Genomic DNA, 15,501 nt, shown 5'->3' with positions numbered 1-15,501 from the left:
ACTTAAATCGTCCTCTGAAGCCATTACAAAGCGTGTTGCTCAAATCTCGGGTACTATTGAAAGTATGGTAGAAAAGTATACTAAGACTGTAACGCTTCTACGTAACTACTGGTTATTTTAATCACTTCTAAATATCGTTTTGACAAGTTGTGTTTACATAGTATCACCGAAGTAGTTTTTATTGATGATCCCCCTAACTGATGACGGGCACTGCTCACGAGGTTTGGGGAGTGATAAAGGTGTGGATGGGAGGGTATTGAAGTTTCCCTCGACTAGCCCCAATGAGTTAAGGGTGACCCTGTATGATCCCTTAAGAGGGGTGCCCGTGGTGGAATTAGAAGTAATTAAAGAAGGTAAGTTACGCCACGGGTAAACACAAACATGCGGTCGCTCAACGTTAGGCCCTTTACGTGCCAGCAACTGGCACAGGTCTTGGAGGTATATACGGGTTCAACGAGAACCAGTTTCTTGTCGTACTTCTCCATTTGGTACCTTATGATGCTCTTGAGCTCGGGGAATACGACGTCGTGGAGCCTCAGCCTCCTTGAGGACTTACCCACCAGTTGCTTAACTTGAATGTCCTCCATGACGACCACGTCGTACTTCTCGGAGAAGTGTTTGCCCAACCTCATGTACACGTCCTTCCTCAGCTCCTTCAAGTGCTCGTAAGCCTTAGCGAGCTTGACCTTGGCCTCGAACAGGTTCTTGGACCGGAACTCCTTCCTGGATAGGTCCCTGTGCAGCTTCCTCAACCTCCTGAGTGCCTTCTCGTAGGGCTTCAAGTTAGGGAAGTATTTATCATCTCGCGGTCAAACCCTTAAATCCAGTATTTGGACTCTGAAGTTAGAACCCAGGGGTCTTGAAGGTCTGGACGGAATCAACGATCGACTCTCACTTCTTTTCCCCTGAGGAAGGAGAGTACGGTCGCCAGAACGAGCACCGCCATGGATACCAGGAAGGCGTAGTGGAGTCCCACAACGAACACGTTGGATAGACCTCCGTTCAGCCTCGACGTCCCAAGGAATATCTGAAACGCGACCCCCTTGGGTATGGACGCTGCGGCCACTGATAGTGAGATAACGTAGCTCAAGATAGTTCCCACGCTCCCCAGCGTCCTGGAGAGGCCAGACACCGAGCCGAAGTAGCCCTTGGGTGCACTGCTCATTATGGCACTGGTGTTGGAGGGCCAGAACATACCCGAGCCTACCCCGTTCAGGGCGGAGATTCCCAATATCCAGGTGATGGGGGTCGTGGGTGTGATGATGAGGTAATAGATCCCAACGGTCAGGGTTATCAAGGCCAACCCTCCAGTGGCAAGATACCTGGAGCCGTACCTATCTGAAAGCCTCCCCATGTAGGGGGCGAGGAAGCTGGAGACCACGTATCCAGGGAGGAGTATCAATGAGGAGTATAGCGGCGAGAATCCCCTTACGCCCTGGAGGTACATTATCAAGAGGAAGCTGAGGGCCAACCCTCCCACTCCCTGGAGGAAGTTGGCCAGGAGGGAGTAAGCCAAAAGCCTGAACCTGAAAGCCCTCAGGTCAAGTATGGGGCTACTGATCCTGGACTCGTTGAGGAAGAAGAGGACCAATAAGGCGAAGCCTCCTACCATCATTCCCTCCGTGACGACTGAGGGTCCGGTGCTAGCCCAGGCTATGGAGGAGTAGGAGAGCAGGGTCAGAGCTCCTCCAAGTGTGAACGCCCCAACCAAGTCCAAGTCCCTCCTGAAGACGTTGACGTCCTTGATGTACTTGATCCCCAGGGCCAAGGAGACCAGTCCTATGGGCACGTTTATGTAGAAGATATATTGCCATCCCAGGAAAGTGGTCAACACTCCACCCGACACTATCCCCAGGAGGGCCCCGATGTTCCAACCCAGGCTGGTGTATCCGTAGGCCCGCCCCATGGAACTTGGAGGGAAGTGGTCTGCAACAATGGCCCCACTGTTGGCGGTCATCATTGCCCCTCCTATCCCTTGAACCACCCTGAAGAATATTAGGTCCAGAACGTTGGGTGAGAGGCCACAGAGTGCTGAGGATACTGTGAACACAGCAAAACCCAAGTTGAAGATCTTTGCCCTCCCGTAAATGTCACCTATCCTGCCTGCCTGGGTGGAGAGGATAGCCGAGACCAGAAGGTAGGCCAACAAGGTCCATATGACCGTGAAGAGGTCTGCGTGGAGACTTTGGGCAATCTCGGGGAGTGCCAGGAGAACTATGGTAGCATCCACGGCTGACATCAGGGTTCCCAACACCAGGACTAAGAGGACGACCCTCTGGCTCATGGAAGAGTATCTTTTGAGGAGGCTTAAAAGTTCTGCTTAACGGGGTTTAACCAGGTCAACGGTACGAGTTTGAGGTTCCTAGTATTATTTAACGAAGTTCGAAGTGCTCTATGCTCGCTCAAATTTCTTACAACAGTTATTAGTATTCGCCTAGATTACAGGGCGTTACTCAAGGGAAAATCCCATAACTGCTGTTTCTTAGATGTCGAGCTCATTGGACGGCCTAAAAATTCGAAATTATAGGTAAGTTTGAAAGAATGCTCGACGTAAACTCTGGTAAAAATTGAAGAAGCACAAAGCACAGGTAAACACAAACCTTGATTACCCTGGCTAGGGAACCTTAGTGCGTCACGAAGGTCCTCACCAGGACTCCGTTGGCGAAAGTTAAGTCCAAATTATACGTCCCCTTAGGTAAGCTAATGAAACCCAGCTGTACCTCCAGGTTGTTGTAACCAGGACTCAGATCCCTCGGGGAGAAGGAGATCGCCTGTCTAGGTCCCGTGGGCGTCTGCAAAACTGCAGAAGATAAGGTCAAGGGAGAAGCTGAGTACAGGGTCAGCCTCGCCACTCCACTGTCGTCCAAAGTCCCCACTCCTACCTGGTACACTGCAGGACCTTGTTGAGGTGGTGCTGGCGGGTACTGAGGATGAGGGGGAGGTGGTGGATAGTTCTGCGTCTGAGGAGAGAATCCAGTCTCGGCCTTCCTTATGGCGTTTCCCAACCCGAAGAAGAGGAGGAAGGGGGCGACTATGTTAAGGTAAGGAATAATTATGAGTATTGCTCCAACCTTGATGAGCCCGTCCTGGTAAATGGAACCTACCTTGTAAAGCCCAATGATGACCATGATGACCCCCACGAGGGCCGCGATCGCACCAATGATGACTATCAGTACTCCTCCAACTAGGGGGGCCAGGTAGGGAGACGGTGGGGGAGCGTTACTTGATATACTGGGTAACACTTGTACCAAGGAGGTAAACAACACTGCCACCCCTATCATCAACAACACGAAGGCCACGAGATATATGGAGGCACCTGTAAGGCCAGTCTTCAGGTCCCTCCCAGCCCTCACCAGTTCCTTGAAACCTGACCTGAGGAACAGCAAAGAGATTATACTCAGGATCGCGCCCACGATCAGGAAGGGTAGGATAACGTTCATCAGCCTCTCAAATACCCTCACTATCGTCCCCGGAGGTGATCCTGGAGGTACGGCAGTGAACGGTGTGGTAAAGGGGAAAAGGACGTCAAGGAACAGGGAGATGATTGTTGAGATGATGCCTATCAAGGAGTAGGTTCTCAACTTCCTCAGGCCTTGAACTTCAAGTGGAATTGCCATGTTAACTGATCGATGCTCCAAATCAAAAACTTTTTCGCAATGTTCGATCCCCGATTGTGAGAGCTACCCAGTTCAGCCCGTTGCCCATGGTCGCTGTGAGGAGTCCTTCCGGTTAATTTCCGACGAGACATTTGATACAGGTTTCGTAGTCGTCAAGTATGACTCGCGTCTCAGTCAAATTTCATTTTGAAAAACAATTAGTTGCAGAAAGTATTATTAACTGACTATATACCAAGTTACTGGGGAGGTATCCTGTTATTTGACCCGAAACCCTAGGGATCATACATGGTCACCCTTAAGTCATTGGGGCTAGTCGAGGGAAACTTCAATACCCTCCCATCCAACTTCTCCCATCCTCGTGAGCAGTGCCCGTCATCAGTTGGGAGATCATTAAAAGAAAGTCCTTGGGTAATGATACATGAACATAACCGACGTCAAAACGATATTTAGAAAATTAAAAATAACGAGTAGTTACGTAAATGTGAGCCCCGTGCCGTTGGGCTCTAAGGAGTCCCGTGACCCACCTACCTTGAAGTCTGGTAGGTGGTTGAGGGTTAAGTTCCTACATTCGATCATGATTCAAGATAAAATGAGTGAAATGAAAGTGTTAGGGGCAAACGGTTCCAGGAGGTATCCCTGGATGGTTAATGTATTACGGCTTCAATTACCTTCAGGAGAGGGATCACGAAAGGGCCCTGGAGAAGACCCTATCATTGGCCTCGTCCTTAATAAGGGAGGAGTTTCACAACTTCCTCAAGACGAGGGAGGAGGCTAAGGATAGGTATTACACCATAATGAGGGTTTGCAGAAAGGGTTGTAGGTGAGTGAAGCCAAGAGAGCTGTTGAGGCCAAAGAGGGAGTTCGAATAGACGATAAGAAGATAACCCAATTGTTAGAGAACCTGGTTGACGTCTCCTTTCTTGTTAATGAGAACGACATGTATAGACCTTCCGACGTCATCATGGAAAAGGTCTTCCAGTAGGGTTACGTATGCTTGGGTGTGATTTAGCCTGGCTGGGAAGGTATTTCTTCAGGTCGATCAAAATAGAGCTCTCACGTGATACGTCGCCCCTCATCATGGTAGGTTACGGAAAGTGGGGTTTAGAATGTTCGAGAGTCGAACAGTTGTGACAATGGAAGTCTTCCGTTTAGTCTCACGCTTCTGAACTTACTCATCCTCACGGACCGAGCTTTCCCTGGCCGTGGGGATTTCCTGCCCCTCAACCTCACCTTATCCTCGCAAAGGTGGGGAGTGGTTGGGACTCTACAGATTTAGGATGGCCCAGCCCTGATGCAGGCGAAGTGTCTATCCAGGTTCATGGGTTGAGGAGTAACCTCATTGATACTCGCTCTGACCGAGGGCGAGTCTCAATGGTGCTTAACGTGTCCGCGAGTATCAATAGGAGAGTGACCGTAGCCCAACAATGAGACTTGAGGATCTCTCCATCTACAACCTCATGGAAGGATTTCCTCCAGAAGGATTAATGGTTTTATACTTGGGAGGAAATCCATATACGTGCACGAATGGTCCATAGCTGATGCCGTGATCAGAACTGTGGAGCAGTGGGCAGAAGGTAGGGGAAGAGTTAAGAGGATAGTCATTGGGGTACCGTCCATCTCCTTCTTGGACACGGATATATTGACTCAGGCATTCGACGAACTCAAGGTAGGGACTAGCCTACGGGATGCAAACCTTCAGGTCAAGATCAAGGAGCAGACTTTCACCTGTCAACTGTGCGGTAGGAGATTCACCCTGAAGGACGTGGAAGACCAGGTGGGTGAGGTCAGGTCAGAGTTCGGGGAGGAGTACCCCCTCCACCTAATACCCACGCTCTCTCCCTCGTTCATCAAGTGCCCCAGTTGTGGGTCCAGGGACGTCATGGTAGACAATCAGGACGTAACCGTAGAGGAGGTGATCATGGATGAAACCTCTTAGGACTTTAGCTGCTGGGAAACTTAAGGGAAAGCTTGCCATAGCGGTGATGAGTAGTAAGGGAGGTGTAGGGAAGAGTGTCGTTTCTGCCCTCCTAGCCAATGTTATGTCCGCGAGGGTTAAAACCCTCCTACTTGACCTGGACGTCCATACCATGGCCTCAGCCAAGCTCTTCGGTCTGGAGGGAAGGGTACACCAGGTGAGTAAGAGGGGGCTAGAACCCTTCCCCTTTGGGGACAAGTTGGGGGTCATAACCCTGAGCGGAGTAGTCAAGGACAGATGGGTTCTCCTTCCTGGAGCCAATCAGGCCCTGACGATGGAGTCACTTCTGGCCTACTCGGACATGGAAGGTTGGGATGCCGTGATTTTCGATTTACCTCCTGGGTTAGGGGATGAAGTGTTGGTGTTGGGTAGAGTGAGCGACTATCTTCCTCTGGTCGTCACTTCTCCCTCAAAGGTCTCAGTCAAGGTAGTGGAGTACCTCCTAAAGTTCCTCTCTGAGACAGGGAAGAGGCCAGTCCTTACGGTCAACATGGCCTATTACCAGTGTCAAGGTCAGGTGGTGAGACCCTTCGGTGACGGGAGAGCCCTCAAGGAATTGACGGAGAGATATGGCGTTCCTATGGTGGAACTGCCCATAGATCCAGAACTGGAGGAGTTCGTTGGAAGAATTCAGGAGTACGATGGTCCTGTCCTGGAGGGAGTCAGAGAGATAACCAGAATGTTGGAGAGGTGAACAGACTGGACTACTGTCAAGCGTTAGAGGAAATCTTACGCCATAACGTGGTGTGGATCGAGGCCCAGTCATGCTCAGGCGAGAGTGTCATGGTTATGAAGTCTGGATGCAAGGGGATGGAGGACTTGTTCTTCCACTCCTCCCCTGTGAAGTTCCTTTCTCTCCTCAGTTCAGAGAGATCTGGGTACGAGCTCATACGGGAAGTCCTCTCCCTTAACGATTACGTCTTGGTGGTGGAGGGAGCTCTTCCCAGGGACCAGGAGCTGTGTAAGGTTAAGGACATGACATGTCAAGACCTTGTGGTTAGATTGGCTCAGAGGGCCAGGGCCGTGGTTGCCGTGGGGTCGTGCGCAGTGAATGGGGGGATACTGAGGGAATCTGGGGCAAACTCTGTGGGAGTCAAAGATGTGCTTGGGAAGAAGGTTTACGAGGTGCTTGGGTGTCCGGCCTCGGACAAGATGATTGTTGCGGCCCTCTACTATGCGTTGTCAGGTGGTCCAGATGCCTGAGATAGACCTCACTCCGGTTTCCAGGGTAGAGGGTCACCTCTCAGTCAGGGTTAAAGTGGAGGGGGACAGATACGTGGAAGCCAAAGTTAGCGGAGAGATGTTCAGAGGATTTGAGTTGCTTCTGAGGGGCAAGAAGCTGGCACAGGCCCCTAACCTCGTGGGTAAGATCTGCGGTGTCTGTGGAGCAACCCACACCCTGGTCTCCACAGAGGTCATGGAGATGTTGATGGGAGTCTACCCAAGCTGGAGGACTGTAATCCTGAGGAACGCTGCCTACTCACTGGCAGACATAATGTACAACAACGTTGTGGTAACTTTCCTGTTTCAAGGTTTAGACTTCTCTACTCCACTGGTCACAGAGAAAGAGTACGAGAAGGCCAGGGAGACCACCTGTCAATTCAAGGACAGGCACGGCTTCTCAAAGGTGTCAGACCTCATGGGAGAACTGTACTTCGGGAGAGAGATATTCAGGTTGGCCATGAAACTACAGACCGAGCTGAGGGAACTAGCAACGGCGATCTGGTTGAGGTATCCTCAGCCTCTGAGCCTAAAACCAGGCTCCATAACCCTCAGGGATCCAGGAGTACTGGAGAAGGTGAGGAAGTACATGAGGGAGGACAGTAAGGTGGAGAGACTCCTCTACGTCATGGCAGAGCTGAGGGAATTCTACAGGGGAGTGTTCAGGGATGTGGGCCGAGACTTCGTCACCTACGGTCTCCTGGAGGGAGAAGGTTACGATGCGGACTACTCTAGGATGAGGGAGTGGGGGGACAAGAGGTACTTCCCTCCAGGTCTGGTGAAGGGAGGGGAATTGGTAACTGGCGACCTAAGGGAGATACTCCTTGGAGTGGAGGTGCTCAAGAGAGGGGGGATAGAGGAGTTGAGGGATCCTCTGGGGGAGAAACTGAGCATTAACCATCCCTGGTGTATCGACGCAACAGTACCTCCAAAGGGCGAGTTCATACCAAAGGTCTTACAGAACGGAATATCCCCGACCACCGGTGACATCGCCAGACTCTATGTGTTCTCCCTGAGGAAGGGGAAGCCTAGTGCCTTGGAGTACGAGTGGGAGTACAGGTCAAATGACGTGATAGAGAGGAGCTTCGCCAGAATGTTCACAGTAGCCATGCTCAAAGAGGTCCTGGAGAACATTGAGGATCCTGGAGGATCCCTGGATCCAGTGAAGGGGGTGAAATACAGTATGGCCGTAGGAGCCCACGATGCACCCAGGGGAGCCAACGCACACTGGGTCGTGAGTAAGGACGGGACTACTGTGAGTAGGTACGGAATAGTAACCCCCACTGACAGGAACTTCTCTCCAGGGGGACCTGTGGAAAGAGGGATAGTGGGGGAGAGGGTTGCCGGTCCAGGGAGGGAGGACTTGAACGCCCTGAGAGTTGTGAGGAGCTTCGATCCGTGCTCCGCCTGCGCCGTTCACCTCTTCAGGCCTTAGGCTCAGTGCCCTCCTGTAGGAGTTCCAGGAGAGTTACAGGAGAGACTTGGCCTATCACTGATAGGTTTTCGGTGGAGCTCGGAACGGGCTGTTGCTCAGTGTAGTTGCCGTTCACTGGAAAGTTGAAAGGTGGGTGAAAAGTAGATTCGGGTAGACCAGCTGGTGGGACAGGTGGGAGAGGTATTAGAACGAATCCAGTGAGAGAGATGTTAAAGTTCCAGAAGTAAAAGTAATATACCCCAGTAACCGGGGAGATTATCACCAACGATGTTATGTTCAAGTATATGGGTTGATAAATCAGATTACCTTGGGGTATTTGGAAAGTTACGTTAAGGGTGTAGAGTCCTTTCTCCAAACGAGTTGAGGCGTTTATCAAGCCGTTTTTCCAGATCGTCAACTGTGTGATTTTGTTTTTATGGATCAGGGTCAAACTCATACTAGTTATCAGGGACTTCCCGTTGTTGTCCGTGGTGTAGTAAGCACGTAGTGGTATTATGGTTAGTGTAGCCTTATTGAAGTGATTATAAATAGTCGTGGAATTTATAGTGAACTCGAGATTTCCTCCAGGAAGGGACAAATAGAATCCTTCCACGTCAACGCTCAAATTATAGTTGGATGCATAATATGAGTTAGAGGTCAGATACATAAAGGTATTTTGTTGAACTGCGAGGTAATTGTCATTGTAACTGTGAGGAGTTATGATTAGAGTTCCCCTCATTAACCCATCCCCTCCAAAGACATAAGCAATATCCTCCCTCGGGACTAAGGAAACGGAGGAAAATACAACCCAGGCCAGTACTAGGAGGGGTAGGTATCTCACAAGAACTTCTCAATAGGAACAATTTAAAAATTTTTCAATTGTAGGGTGCTTCATCTCTGACCTCAAATTCGTGAGAAAGCTTTACAGTGGACGGTTAATGGGACCTCTTCGAGCCCAACGGCATGGGGCTCTCATCCCTGTCATCACTCTCACCCTTTTAGGCAGAAACCCACATCGATGTGGGAGGTTCATATTTTCTGACCCCCCATGAGGGCGGGGGTTCCTCGATTTAAGGGTTAACCCCCTTAAGGTGCTACTCTGTTGGGGTCCACAAGAAAGAGGTTTCTTATAGCAGATATTAGATTTCCCTTGAAAACAGGACGTCAATTAAGGAAATGTCAGATAACTGCTACACGTGGTGCTTGAAGAACTGCTGTGTCCTCTCGTAGTTCAACTCGTTGAACAGCTTAGAAGAGAGGTCAGCTAACTTCCTGAGTTTCCTCTCCTGAAAACCTTGGTACAAGACGTACTACGTTTGCCCTCCTCTTCTTGTACTCAACCTCTAGACGCCCTCCCCCGGTATCGCGGGAGAGGTCGACTCCCACTCCTCATTCCCAGGAAATTAGCCAGGAGAGGGCACCTTAGGAGAAAGAGTAGCTTCAAGTCTAAAACCTTTACCCCCCCAGAACGGTAGACCCAAAATCACCTCCTTGAAAATAAATCTATATTATTAATAAGCGGTTCTATTGATTTAAGTAGAAAATCTCTTAGATAGAATAAATCATCAGAAAACAAGAGTATTAGGAGTATCCTGAACTGCTCCCTCCTCACCTCCCCCTTGAACACGGTGTACAGGGAGTAGAAGGCCACGGCCAGCACGAAGATCAACGTGCGGAAGACGAACTTGGTGGAACTGGTGAAGGGGAGGAACGCCTTGATGTTCCGGTGAGAGGTCTCTATGGGACCCCTCACCTTGTTGTACAAGTCCAACACCTCCCCCTTCGGTAGGTCGAGGTTCGTAGCCCTAGCGAAGTAAACTAGAGTCCTCTTCTTTCTCCTGACCTTCTCCTCGCTGTACACGAGGAGCCTGAACTCGACCTGCTCGTCCCTCCTGTGCCTCTTACTGTTCGTCTCGTACTCGCCGTCGAACTCCTGGTAGACCTTCACGTCCCCAACAGGAACTCCGATTATGTACTTGAACTGCGAAACGAAGTTGAGCACGTCAACCGTGTAGAAACCAGCGTCGAGAGTCATCAACCTTACCTTGAACCCCATGGCGACTACTCGCTCCACGAGGGCCTTCACGACCTCATCCTCGGTCATCCCCTTGACTTGAGTGACGAAGGCCAGTAGGAGCACTTTCCCGTCTTTAGTCGTCGCAGTTGCGTAGTTCCAAGAGTTTCCCTCCTCTGAACTCCCGAGCCCTCCCACCGGTCTCCCGTACCAGGTCTTGGTCGTCCAGTCTATTGAGACGTCTATCTCCTTGACTCCCTTCAGTACCTTCAAGGATATCTTCCCGGCGCTTTCCAAGAGTTTCTCAGTAACTTCCACCCCTTGCTCCTCCACGTAATTCCTCACGGTCTGTGGGGACACGCCATACGCCCTCGACTTGTTCTCTACTGAATCGTTCCATAAACACGCTGAGATGAGGGTTCTCGCCACCTCTTCCCCTCTCTTTCCCTTGAAGTTCAGCATGGAAAGTAATTTATATCCTATTTGTTGTACGTTGTTTTGGTGAGGGAGTACCGGTGTTACCATCTCGCTTACTCACGTGGTAATACCACATCTCCCTCACCTTAAACCTTTCTTCAACTGAATTCTTAATACTCTTATAAATCCTGTTATCTGCCATGAATCGATATTATTCTGTCAGAATTATTTTTCATAATATGATTTTGGGTCTACCGAGAAGTGGGGAGGTTTGTAGTTCGTTTTATCTTAACGGGGGTTAAGGGGCGGAAGACCCCCACCGTGGGGATGGATAGCCCCCTTATATTTAAATGTGAGCTAACGAGGAACTATGTTGAAGCCCACCGTAGGGTTCCGTTTCAGGGCATACATAGATCAACAAACGTTGAGGGCGTTAAAGGCCCAGTTGAGGTTGGCGTGTGAGGTTTACAACACCCTGCGTTGGGCAGATATATTTCTACCAAAGGGATGGGAAGGGTTTAACTCTCACGGAACTGAGGCAACTAGCACTGGACCTGAGGAAGCAGGACGTCCAACTGGTGGGTAAGTCCTCAAGGAGGATGAGGCTCCGCGACGTCGCGTTCCAAGAGCTCAAGACCGTCCTGAAGTACCAGGTAGAGAAGTACGGCAAGGAACTGGTCCTCGTCGAACCTGCTTATACTTCCAAGGCCTGTGCCAGGTGCGTACACGTGAAGGACTCGACCTTAGCAGATCACGTGTTCTGCTGCGGTTGGGTAACAGACCGTGACTACAACGCTTCCCTGAACGTGCTCAGGAGATCAGGACTGGTGCGGCCCGTAGTGCCTGTGGAGCTCCGCCCTCCACCCGCTGGGCAAGGCGGGCAAGGAAGCAGGAAGCTCCGTCCGTTAGGGCGAGGTAGTTAACCAACAAGAGTTGTATTAGACTGTAACTCTTTCACGTAACTACTCGTTATTTTCAATTTTATAAATATCGTTTTGACGTCGGTTATGTTCATGTAGTATTACCCAAGAATTCTCTCTTGACGATCTCCCAACTGGTGAGGGGCACTGCTCACGAGGGTGGGAGAAGTTGGATGGGTATTGAAGTTTCCCTCCACTAACCCCAATGATCTGAGGGTGACTGTGTATGATCCCTTAGGAGGGGTGCCCGTGGCATATTTAGAAGTGGTTAAAGAAGGTAAGTTACGCCACGGGTAAACACGAATATGAAACGTTTCCGCCCACGCGGAAAAGGGATTCAGCCCGAGATATGTCCCAGAGCTCCAGCCCACAGTCAATCGCTTCACTAAGATTTCATCAATTTAATTTTTTCTGCTAAAAATAAGATTTTTAAGAAATTTAGCCACTATTTTTCTCATATTTACAAAAATAACCGTAATCTTTAAATAATATTGATTTCATAATTATCATGATCGATATGAGTCTAGAAATCTTCGATAGGTTCCTCGCAGCGTACACCATGGGAACCCATATGTTATTCACATATTGGGCCATAGCTCTCCCAATCTTCATCGTAACCTCCGAGTATCTCGCGTATAAGAGGAACGACCCGATTTACCTCTCCCTTGCCAAGAGGTGGTCCATAGTGTTGGCAGTCCTCTTCGCCGTAGGTGCTGCCAGCGGTGCTGCCATAGCGGTGGAGTTCATCACCGCGTGGTACAAGTGGATGTATGTAGTGAGCCAGGTGGACATGCTCCCCTTTGACATTGAGGTCATAGCCTTCTTCTCAGAGGTCATATTCCTGGCCCTATACCTCTATGGATGGAATAGGATGAGTAGGGTGGCCCATATGGTTACAGGACTTCTGGTTGGACTTGGAACCGCTGCCTCTGCTGTGCTCATCATCTTGGTGAACTCATGGATGAACACTCCAGTGGGCTTCGACGTGGTGCAGTTCTCCCAGACCGGCCAAATAACCGGGGTTAATCCTCTGGCTACACTCCTACCCCCCATAGCATCTGCAGAAGTTCCAATGGGACTGGCTGGGGCCTACTTCGTGGGTTTCGGTTCCCTGTCTGGTTACTTTGCCTTCAGGCTTCTGTGGGCGGGGAAAGGAAGGGAATATTACAGTAAGGGACTTAAACTCTCAGTCTATCTAACAGCTCTGGACGCTATCTTCCTGGCGTGGGCCGGAGACAACGCTGGTAAAGCCCTGTACTCGCTTCAACCCCTGAAGTTAGCTACCTTGGAAGGGTTAATACAAACTACGTCCAAAGCCCCCATGGGCTTAGGACCGTTATCCATACCCGGCTTATTAAGCCTGTTAGTCTCGTGGCCTCCCAATGCCAACGCAGTAGTTCTGGGTTACTCAAGCTTCTCACCAGACGTTCAGGATCCACTTCAATGGCTCGCCCACTCTGCTTACGATGTCCACGCCATAATAGGGATACTTGGCGCCTTAGTGTTCTGGGTGTTAGGAGTGGCCATGCTCACGAGGCCTGGGGGAAAGATAGCGACCGTTCTAGGACTTGATAGACCCACAGAGAGGAAGCTACCCCTATACGCCTCCTTCTTGATGGGATGGTTACAGCTTGTAGCCTGGGAGAGCGGTTGGGTAGCTGCAGAGACAGCAAGGGAGCCCTTCGTAATATGGGGTCCCATGGTCCAGGTGGGAGGAATTTACACCATACAGGCAGGGATGTGGACGAGCCAGGCGTTCAACGACAGTCCCGAGATACTCCCCATAGGCATAGCCATAATAGCTACCCTGACCCTGGCGGTGGTTGGAGCCCTATACGTCCTGAAAAGGTTGTTCAGGAGCAGGGAGATAACGGTGGACATAGAGGATTCCAGAACTCTCTTGCTGGAGATTACTCAGAAAGGTGGGATTTCATGAATCCGTACGTAGTTTTCTTCTTCCTTCCTCTGGCTTGGTTTGTCACATCCTTCATAATAGAGGCCGGATCCTTAGTGATGGTGCCATTGTGCAAGTACGAGAAGTACAGGGAGAAGATGACGTTGACCTTAGGGGCCCTGTGGGCCATAATAGCGACGTCCCTGGTGTTCCTGGTTGTAACTCTGGACACCGTGTTTGCCCCTGTCCTATTCGTCACTGGGGAGGTGCTGTACGCGCCGCTCCTGGTCCTGATAATAGTACTCGCACTTCACCATTTCCTCATAGGTAGTGCTGAGGGGTCTAGCTCCCTTGGACTTCGAAGTAACGAGAGGAAGTACTTGACCTTGGCTGTACCCTTCGCCCTCCTAGTGGCGTTCCTGGGGAACACCATATTCACGTCGGTGTTTAGCGGTTACGGGTTCAACGCAGTAGACCTTCTCAAACTGGAGATATATCCCAACTACTCCTCCATGTTCCTCAACGCGTTCAATTGGCTGTTCTTCCTGGGAGTGGTGTTCTATGTGGTGTACTTCACAGTAACGTTCTATGGAATTAAGGAGAGGTTCAAGGTGGGCCTCGTGGCCTTAACCCTAGCCCATACACTGATACTGACTAGCACGGCCCTCTGGTTACCTACGGTTTTCATGAGTGCTGTGGGCAACCCGTGGTTCTACATCTTCTTGGCCTTAACCTACCTTGTCCTATACGTGGGAACTCACAGGGACATACCTATGAGGCAGGCTTGGATCTTTCTGTTGACCTTCCTGGGAGTAGTAATGTTCGGGCTCTTCAGTCAGGGGAGGATACTGGTCGACATAGTACCCAAGGGGGTCTTGGGTCAGTTGCCCGGAGTTCCAGCCTCCATTCTGCTGACCAACTCCGCCATGTTACAGGCAGGCTCCCTTGTTCTGGGGATAGCTGGATTCCTGGTGATGGGGGGACTTACTGCTGTTTCCTATAAGGTTCTCTACAAACAAGGTACAAAGGAGGAGAGGAAGATAAAGACGTGATTTCTTGAATAAAGCAATATCTTTTTCCCCGATTTGTACTAGGTAACCTCGGGAATCTTCGCGATCTTTCTTTAGCTTCATCGAAATCAAGAAAATTATGTAACGCGACGTTGTAGCCATGATGAATATAACCAGATTATAGAAATGGTGAAGCTAAGCTCAGTTCACGATGTACCCCTGGAAGGGCTTACTGTACATTCGGCGCGACTTGAAGGTGATAAGGTGAGATTCCTCTTCTCTGTAAAACGCTTCAATTCTCTCAGGCGTATTGCCGTTGACAACAGTTTCAGATAAACTGTGAAGTTTATATACTTTGTATGTGAGTTTTATTATGGTGCTGAAACCTAAGGAAGTGTGCCAAAAACTGGGAATATCCTACCGCACGTTGCAGAGCTACGTTAAGGAGGGTTACATAAAACCGGTGGTGCAGAGCGGGAAGTGGAGGTTCAGGGAGGACTTAGAAAAACTGATGGGTATTGTCAAGAGGAGGAAAGTGGCATTATACGCTAGGGTATCGAACGAGCGAAAGGACGACTTGGTGAACCAGGTTAAATACCTAGAGGAGAACGTTAAGGAATACGAAGGTGATAACAGACGTGGGGTCTTGGTTGAACGTGAAGAGGAAGGGGTTCCTCAACTGAGGACGACGCTCAACAACGAGGTGTCGAAAGCCATTGCTTACCCGGACAGACCGGTGAGGTTCGGCTTCGAGATAGTAGAGGAGGTGTGCAAAGCGCACGACCATGAGCTCGTGGTGTTGAACGGGGAGGACAAAACCCCCGAGCAGGAACTGGTCGAAGACCTAATCTCTATACGTATCGTTAAGCGAGAAATTGCAAGGAGTGGGGAGTCACGAGTACGAGAAGGTGAGGAAGTGCGTCGAGGAAATTAAGGCTTAAATCGTTTCAGCCAGAGGAGGAGTACGTCTACCTAACTTACTCCATGAAGAACGACAAGAAGGAGGAGAGCAGGGTACT

Annotated in this window: 13 protein-coding genes and 5 pseudogenes; 13 read left to right on the top strand and 5 right to left on the bottom strand. The window is 50.2% G+C overall.

Going from position 1 to position 15,501, the window contains the following annotated elements; all coding sequences use genetic code 11:
* The first annotated feature begins 184 nt into the window (after nucleotides 1-184).
* Nucleotides 185-373: a hypothetical protein gene (locus tag METMK1DRAFT_RS16045; RefSeq protein ID WP_009070492.1), complete on the top strand. Its 189-nt coding sequence runs from the start codon at nucleotides 185-187 to the stop codon at nucleotides 371-373.
* 1 nt (nucleotide 374) lies between these two features.
* Here the strand turns inward: METMK1DRAFT_RS16045 and METMK1DRAFT_RS02545 are convergent.
* From METMK1DRAFT_RS02545 to METMK1DRAFT_RS15460, 3 genes and pseudogenes are all read right to left on the bottom strand, one after another.
* Nucleotides 375-803 (bottom strand): annotated as a pseudogene (locus METMK1DRAFT_RS02545) (RNA-guided endonuclease InsQ/TnpB family protein); the annotation flags it as partial.
* 74 nt (nucleotides 804-877) lie between these two features.
* Nucleotides 878-2,284, bottom strand: coding sequence for an MFS transporter (locus tag METMK1DRAFT_RS02540; protein WP_009070488.1), 1,407 nt, complete (start codon nucleotides 2,282-2,284; stop codon nucleotides 878-880).
* A gap of 340 nt (nucleotides 2,285-2,624) precedes the next feature.
* Nucleotides 2,625-3,617 carry a DUF973 family protein gene (locus METMK1DRAFT_RS15460; protein WP_009070487.1) on the bottom strand — a complete coding sequence of 331 codons (993 nt, stop codon included), beginning with the start codon at nucleotides 3,615-3,617 and terminating at the stop codon, nucleotides 2,625-2,627.
* 418 nt (nucleotides 3,618-4,035) lie between these two features.
* Between METMK1DRAFT_RS15460 and METMK1DRAFT_RS18760 the strand changes: the two are divergent.
* The 7 genes and pseudogenes from METMK1DRAFT_RS18760 to METMK1DRAFT_RS02510 all read left to right on the top strand — a co-directional run.
* Nucleotides 4,036-4,224 (top strand): annotated as a pseudogene (locus METMK1DRAFT_RS18760) (hypothetical protein); the annotation flags it as partial.
* Nucleotides 4,225-4,264: 40 nt separating this feature from the next.
* Entirely contained in the window at nucleotides 4,265-4,441 is a 177-nt protein-coding gene (locus METMK1DRAFT_RS17195; RefSeq protein ID WP_155812262.1) for a hypothetical protein, read from the top strand.
* On the top strand, nucleotides 4,438-4,599 hold the full coding sequence (locus tag METMK1DRAFT_RS17190) for a hypothetical protein (RefSeq protein ID WP_009070483.1): 162 nt from the start codon (nucleotides 4,438-4,440) through the stop codon (nucleotides 4,597-4,599). Before METMK1DRAFT_RS17195 ends, METMK1DRAFT_RS17190 begins: the two co-directional genes overlap by 4 nt.
* Nucleotides 4,600-5,133: 534 nt before the next feature.
* Nucleotides 5,134-5,553 carry a hydrogenase/urease maturation nickel metallochaperone HypA gene (locus METMK1DRAFT_RS02525; protein WP_009070481.1) on the top strand — a complete coding sequence of 140 codons (420 nt, stop codon included), beginning with the start codon at nucleotides 5,134-5,136 and terminating at the stop codon, nucleotides 5,551-5,553.
* The gene (locus METMK1DRAFT_RS02520) at nucleotides 5,540-6,286 is read left to right on the top strand and encodes a P-loop NTPase (protein ID WP_009070479.1); all 747 of its coding nucleotides are present in this window, start codon (nucleotides 5,540-5,542) and stop codon (nucleotides 6,284-6,286) included. Before METMK1DRAFT_RS02525 ends, METMK1DRAFT_RS02520 begins: the two co-directional genes overlap by 14 nt.
* Nucleotides 6,283-6,795, top strand: coding sequence for an NADH-quinone oxidoreductase subunit B family protein (locus METMK1DRAFT_RS02515; protein WP_009070477.1), 513 nt, complete (start codon nucleotides 6,283-6,285; stop codon nucleotides 6,793-6,795). The genes METMK1DRAFT_RS02520 and METMK1DRAFT_RS02515 overlap by 4 nt, the downstream gene beginning before the upstream one ends.
* Entirely contained in the window at nucleotides 6,788-8,248 is a 1,461-nt protein-coding gene (locus METMK1DRAFT_RS02510; protein ID WP_009070474.1) for a nickel-dependent hydrogenase large subunit, read from the top strand. The genes METMK1DRAFT_RS02515 and METMK1DRAFT_RS02510 overlap by 8 nt, the downstream gene beginning before the upstream one ends.
* Here METMK1DRAFT_RS02510 and METMK1DRAFT_RS02505 read toward each other — a convergent pair.
* Nucleotides 8,238-9,068 (bottom strand): hypothetical protein, encoded by an 831-nt coding sequence (locus METMK1DRAFT_RS02505; RefSeq protein ID WP_009070472.1) that lies wholly within the window; start codon nucleotides 9,066-9,068, stop codon nucleotides 8,238-8,240. The two genes, METMK1DRAFT_RS02510 and METMK1DRAFT_RS02505, sit on opposite strands and share 11 nt — an antisense overlap.
* 642 nt (nucleotides 9,069-9,710) lie before the next feature.
* A complete protein-coding gene (locus METMK1DRAFT_RS02500; protein ID WP_009070470.1) occupies nucleotides 9,711-10,766 on the bottom strand; it encodes an ISH3 family transposase in 1,056 nt (351 codons plus the stop codon).
* 262 nt (nucleotides 10,767-11,028) lie between these two features.
* Between METMK1DRAFT_RS02500 and METMK1DRAFT_RS02495 the strand changes: the two are divergent.
* The 5 genes and pseudogenes from METMK1DRAFT_RS02495 (at nucleotide 11,029) to METMK1DRAFT_RS02480 (ending at nucleotide 15,423) form a co-directional block, all read left to right on the top strand.
* Nucleotides 11,029-11,567: pseudogene (locus METMK1DRAFT_RS02495) on the top strand (zinc ribbon domain-containing protein).
* A 111-nt stretch (nucleotides 11,568-11,678) separates the two neighbouring features.
* Nucleotides 11,679-11,875 (top strand): annotated as a pseudogene (locus tag METMK1DRAFT_RS18080) (hypothetical protein).
* Nucleotides 11,876-12,086: 211 nt separating this feature from the next.
* Nucleotides 12,087-13,514: a cytochrome ubiquinol oxidase subunit I gene (locus tag METMK1DRAFT_RS02490; RefSeq protein WP_009070464.1), complete on the top strand. Its 1,428-nt coding sequence runs from the start codon at nucleotides 12,087-12,089 to the stop codon at nucleotides 13,512-13,514.
* Nucleotides 13,511-14,524: a hypothetical protein gene (locus tag METMK1DRAFT_RS02485; RefSeq protein ID WP_009070462.1), complete on the top strand. Its 1,014-nt coding sequence runs from the start codon at nucleotides 13,511-13,513 to the stop codon at nucleotides 14,522-14,524. Before METMK1DRAFT_RS02490 ends, METMK1DRAFT_RS02485 begins: the two co-directional genes overlap by 4 nt.
* Before the next feature lie 334 nt (nucleotides 14,525-14,858).
* Nucleotides 14,859-15,423 (top strand): annotated as a pseudogene (locus METMK1DRAFT_RS02480) (IS607 family transposase).
* Nucleotides 15,424-15,501: the final 78 nt, after the last annotated feature.

This window comes from Metallosphaera yellowstonensis MK1, from assembly GCF_000243315.1.
GTDB classification, from domain to species: Archaea; Thermoproteota; Thermoprotei_A; order Sulfolobales; family Sulfolobaceae; genus Metallosphaera; species Metallosphaera yellowstonensis.
The sequence above is the reverse complement of the archived record's forward strand: the minus strand, read 5'-3'. Positions and strand labels throughout refer to the sequence as shown.